Source organism: Allosphingosinicella sp. (genome assembly GCF_046295735.1).
Classification (GTDB): Bacteria; Pseudomonadota; Alphaproteobacteria; order Sphingomonadales; family Sphingomonadaceae; genus Allosphingosinicella.
On sequence record NZ_JBKBMQ010000028.1, the window covers coordinates 1 to 3385 of the forward strand.

Here is a 3385-nt window from a genome sequence, read left to right on the forward strand (position 1 = left end):
CGGCAGACGGTGACGACGCTGACGAGGGGCTTGCCCGGGTCGGCTGGGAGCGGGTTCGGGTCCACTTGGTCCTGGCACTCCTGATGTTCGGCGCGGTCGCGGGGGCACCTGCCGCATGATGCACGCGTCCCGCACCGCCGGGAAATCGGCCCGGCCCCGCGAAGCCGCTTGCGCGCCGCGCCGCGCCGCGCCAGCGTGCCGCCCCGAGACGAGAACGAAGGGGAGGGCCATCGGGGGATGAACAATCCGGTGGCGCGGATCAAGGGGATCCTCGGCGAGTTGCTGCTGAACGGCCGGCAGGCGCTGGAGGCGATGCGCGCGCAGGCGGCGCGGCTGGACCGGATGGACGAGTGTCAGGCGAGCCGCCTCGATCATCTGGAGCGCGAACAGGCGAGGCGATTCGCGGCGCTGGACAGGAAACTCGCGGCGATCGCGAGCCGTCCGGGAGGGGCGGGCGGGCCGGCGGGCGCGGGCGCCGGCGAGCCGCTTGACGAGGTTGCCCTATCGAGTCGCGAGCGCGCGCGCATCCTCCGGCTCGCGGTGCTGCTCGCGCCGTTCCGTCCGCGCGGTGCGCGCAAGGTCAGGGTCGGCCCGCCCCGGGATGGCGGCTATGTCATGGTCGAGGACTGGGGCGGGCTCGCGGGGGCCATCTCGATCGGCATCGGCGATGACGATGCCTGGGACCGCGCGATGCTCGGCCATGGCTGCCCCGTCGCGCAATTCGACCACACCATCACTGCGCCGCCGGATACCGCCCCCGGGCTTGCCTGGCAGCCCCTCGGGATCGGCACCGCGGATGTGAACAACATCCGCACGCTGCGCTCGCTGATCGCGCTCTCCGGCTTGCCGGAGGCCGGCGACCTGGTGCTCAAGATGGATGTCGAGGCCACCGAGTGGCCGGTCCTCGCGGCGGGAGAGGCCACGGCGCCGCTCGACCGGTTCCGGCAGATCCTGATCGAGTTGCACTGGTTCGACCGGATCGGCGGGGACCGCTGGTTCGCGGAAGCCGAGGCCGCGCTGACGCACCTCACGCGCAGCCATGCGGTGGTGCATGTGCACGCCAACAACTGGGGTGGCGCGGCGCTGATCGGCGGTATCCCATTCCCCTGCGTCCTCGAGGTGACGCTCCTGCGCCGCGACGTCGCCGAACTGGAGCCGGAGACCGGCTTCTTCCCGACGCCGCTCGATGCGCCCTGCGATCCTTCGCGGCCCGACCTATTCCTCGGCACCTTCCGCTTTCCGCAGCCTTCGGCGGACGAGTGAGGGCGAGCGGCGGACCTTGACCTTTCCCACCGCGTCAACTAGCGCACCACCCCAGGTTGCAGTTTGTCGGGTGCGCTTTCGGCGCGTGCCCACCCTATCCCCCGGCGCGCGGAGCGGACCCCCTTGACGAGCACGAGCCCATCCGAATCCGTTTCGGACCTCGACCGCATCATTCCTCCCGAGATCAAGAACGACGCCTTCTACCGGCTGATCACGGAACTCTCCGCGACCGAGGATCTGCGCCATGTCCTCGAGATCGGCTCCTCCGCGGGCGGCGGCAGCACCGAGGCCTTCGTGGCCGGGCTCGCGAGGAACCCGGGCCGCCCGAAGCTGTTCTGCATCGAGGTCTCGAAGCCGCGCTTCGAGGTGCTGCGCCAGACCTACGCCGACCGGCCCTTCGTGCACTGCTACAACATGTCCTCGGTCGCACCCTCGGAGTTCCCGAGCGAGGACGACGTCAAGAATTTCTACCATAACGAGAAATCGGGCCTACGGAAGTTCCCGCTTGACGAGGTGCTGCGCTGGCTCGAGCAGGACATCGCCTATGTCGAGGGCGCGGGCGTCGAAGCCGGCGCGATCGAGCGCATCAAGGCCGAGCACGGCATCGAGCATTTCGACCTGGTGCTGATCGACGGGTCGGAATTCACCGGCGAGGTCGAGCTCGAGAAGGTGATCGGCGCGCGGCTGATCCTGCTCGATGACACCAACACCTACAAATGCTTCCGGGCACGCCAGCGGCTGCTGCTCGACCCGAACTACGAGCTCATCGCCGACGACCAGAGCCTGCGCAACGGCTATTCGGCCTTCCGCCGCCGCGCGGTTGCCGACGATCTGCCGGTCCACTTCTTCACCATCGTCCTCAATGGCGAGCCCTTCATCCGGTATCACGAGACGATGCTGGCGAAGCTGCCCTTCCGCTGGCATTGGCACGTGGTGGAGGGCGTCGCCGCGCTGAAGCACGACACCGCCTGGAGCACCGCCAACGGCGGCAAGGTCACCGATTCCATCCACCGGGAGGGCCGCAGCACGGACGGCACGAGCGGATATCTCGACGACCTTGCGCGCCGCTTCCCCGACCGCGTCACGCTCTACCGCAAGCCGCCCGGCGCCTTCTGGGACGGCAAGCGGGAGATGGTGAACGCGCCGCTGCCCAACATCCGCGAGACCTGCCTGCTGTGGCAGATGGACGCCGACGAGCTCTGGACCGTGGAGCAGGTGAGCGAGATGCGCCGCCGCTTCATCGCCGAGCCGACGCGCGGGGCCGCCTACTACTGGTGCTGGTACTTCGTCGGGCCGGAGAAGGTCATTGCCACGCGCAACAACTATGCGCAAAACCCGGCGGTGGAATGGCTGCGGACCTGGCGCTTCCGGCCGGGCGACCACTGGGCCGCGCATGAGCCGCCGACGCTGGTCCGCCCCGCGCCCGATGGCGGCGAGCCGGTGGACATCGCGACGCTCGCGCCCTTCACTCAGGACGAGACCGAAGCCTTCGGCTGCGTGTTCCAGCACTTCGCCTATGTCACGGAGGCGCAGCTCGCCTTCAAGGAGAGCTACTACGGCTATGCCAACGCGACGGCGCGTTGGCGTGGGCTGCTCGCCCGGCCCGGCCCTGGGCTGCTGGCCGACCACTTCGCCTGGGTGAACGACGGGACGGTCTTCGACGATGCCGCCGTGCTGCGCGTCGCCCCGCTCGCGCGCCAGGGCGCGGACGGCGCTTGGTCTTTCAGTGCGCCCGATGCCGCGCCGGAACGCCCGCCGGTGCCTGTCCGGCCGCGCATCGTGGTGGACGGCATCTATTGGCAGTATCTCGCCTCGGGCATCGGCCGCGTCTGGCACTCCATGCTCGAGGAATGGGTGAAGGCCGGGTTTGCCGACCACTTCGTGCTCCTCGATCGCGGGGGCACGGCGCCGCGGATCCCCGGCGTGCACATGCGCGGCATCGCGGCGCATGACTACGCGCGCACCGGCGAGGATAGCCTGCTGCTCGAACGGATCTGCCGGGAGCTCGGCGCGGACCTTTTCGTCTCGACCTACTATACGACGCCGACCGGAACGCCCTCCTTCTTCTTCGGCTACGACATGATCCCGGAGATGACGGGCGTGGACCTCTCGGAGGAGGGGT

General features: G+C 69.4%; 2 protein-coding genes. Both read left to right on the forward strand.

The genetic code is table 11. The features are described 5' to 3' along the window. The first annotated feature begins 237 nt into the window (after nt 1-237). The gene (locus ACK4K7_RS16190) at nt 238-1263 is read left to right on the forward strand and encodes a hypothetical protein (protein WP_431867553.1); all 1026 of its coding nucleotides are present in this window, start codon (nt 238-240) and stop codon (nt 1261-1263) included. Between the two features lie 63 nt (nt 1264-1326). Then, a partial coding sequence (locus tag ACK4K7_RS16195; protein WP_431867554.1) for a hypothetical protein occupies nt 1327-3385 on the forward strand: 2059 nt, incomplete at its 3' end.

Excerpts from the sequence above, each read along its gene's own strand:
- ACK4K7_RS16190 (WP_431867553.1), top strand. The coding sequence starts at position 238 with ATGAACAATCCGGTGGCGCGGATCAAGGGGATCCTCGGCGAGTTGCTG.